Below are 1,618 nucleotides of genomic sequence, written 5' to 3' on the forward strand. Positions count from 1 at the left end.
TGCGCGGGCTGCGTAAGCCAGATCGCGTTGTAATCAGTCAGGCTTAGCCTGGCTGATTGCCGGGACAGACCAAGGAAAGGGCGGCTGAAGCGATGCTTCGGCCGCCCTTTTTCGTCGGCTTACTTCACCACCGCTTCGATCCAGACGGCGATCCTTTGCGCCAGAAACGCCGTGGTCGATGGCGACAGCGCGTCGCCGGCAATGACGTGACTGTCCGGGTCGCCGGTGTCATCGACCGGAACCAGTTCATGCGGCGCGCCCCAGCGCCCGGCAATCTCGCGGGTGCGGTCGGCCCGCACCACTTTGTCCGAATCAGAAAAGATGAACAAAGCAGGGATGGTCGCCTTCTCCACCGGCGCGCCATAGGCAAGCTCGGTCAGCGCCTGCATCGGCAAGGTTGCTTCGATCGGATAGCGGGTGGTCCAGAATTCTTCATTCAGCGCGTTGCGCGGCACGAAGCTGTGTTCCTTGCCGGCGACCAGCCTGGCAATTTGTTTGCCCCACGGCATGGTCAGGATCTCGGCGCCCGAAGCCTTGACGCCGAAGTTCGGGGAGATGAACGCAATCGCCGCCACCTCGTCCGATGCACCGGGCTGCGTTGCCGCCCAGACCGCCAGCGAGCCGCCGGTCGACGTCGAGATGACGATCACCTTGTCGCCGATCGCCCGGCCGATGGCGAGCGCTTCCTCATAGTCGTTGATCCAGGCGTTGATGCTGCCTTGCGTCATCGCCGCGCCATCCTGCCCGTGACCGGTGAGCCGGGTGTAGAAGAGATTGGCATCAAGCTGTTCCGCCACTTCGTCGGGCAGCGGGCGGACCTCGCCCTTCGATGCGGAAAAGCCGTGGATGTAGACGATCGACAGCGGCGTCCTGGCATGCACCAACGGATCGGCCCAGACGATCTCTTTTTCCAGCCCGTCACGGATTCCGGGGATGGCGGCTTCCGCCTTTGCCACATAGGCCTGCGGATCGTCAGCGATGAGCGAGGGATCGAAACGGATCGTGGTGTCGACGCGAACGCGCGGGCCGAGCACGAAGGCCAGTGCGAGAATGGCGATCAGGCCCAGCACAGCAAGCACGATCCGTCGCCCCATCGCAGACTCCACGCAGCACTTGTCTCAACCATGACCCAGGCGGCCCGAAACGGTGGGCCTGCCAATTTCGCCGGCGTCCTATTCGATCGGGGGTTTGCGGTCGTAATGCAGCGGCCGCGCCTTCCAACTGGTCATCAGGCTGATAAACCCTCTGCACAGCGGCCTCGGCAGCAGGCCGAGCAGTTTCAGGGGCCAGCTGGTCCGGCGCGGGAAATGGACTTCGAAGCCGCCCGACTTGATGCCCCGCGCCATGCGGCGCGATGCGCGGCTGACCGGCATCAGTCCCGGCATAGGCAGCATGTTCTTCTCGGTCAGCGGGGTGTCGATGAAGCCGGGATTGAACACCTGGATACGCACGTTCATCTTGTCGAAATCATACTTCAGCGACTCGGCCAGGATGTTGATGGCCGCCTTGGTGCCGCCATAGGCGGCCGTTGTCGGCCAGCCGAAATAGGATGTCACCGAGCCGACCAGCACGACATGGCCGCCCGCCCGCACACGCATGCGCTCGACCGCGGGCACGA

Annotated in this window: 2 protein-coding genes; both read right to left on the reverse strand. The window is 63.9% G+C overall.

What is annotated here, in order from left to right; genetic code table 11:
- Positions 1-119: 119 nt before the first annotated feature.
- Complete coding sequence (locus EN939_RS33335) at positions 120-1,094, reverse strand: alpha/beta hydrolase (protein ID WP_127271723.1); 975 nt, start codon at positions 1,092-1,094, stop codon at positions 120-122.
- A 78-nt stretch (positions 1,095-1,172) separates the two neighbouring features.
- The coding region (locus EN939_RS33340; protein WP_127271725.1) for an SDR family NAD(P)-dependent oxidoreductase at positions 1,173-1,618 on the reverse strand (446 nt) is incomplete at its 5' end.

The sequence above is a fragment of the Mesorhizobium sp. M7A.F.Ca.CA.002.05.1.1 genome, from assembly GCF_003998335.1.
Taxonomy (GTDB): domain Bacteria; phylum Pseudomonadota; class Alphaproteobacteria; order Rhizobiales; family Rhizobiaceae; genus Mesorhizobium.

What these genes read in the sequence shown, in the direction of transcription:
- EN939_RS33335 (WP_127271723.1), bottom strand. Translation starts at nt 1,094, where the DNA reads ATGGGGCGACGGATCGTGCTTGCTGTGCTGGGCCTGATCGCCATTCTC.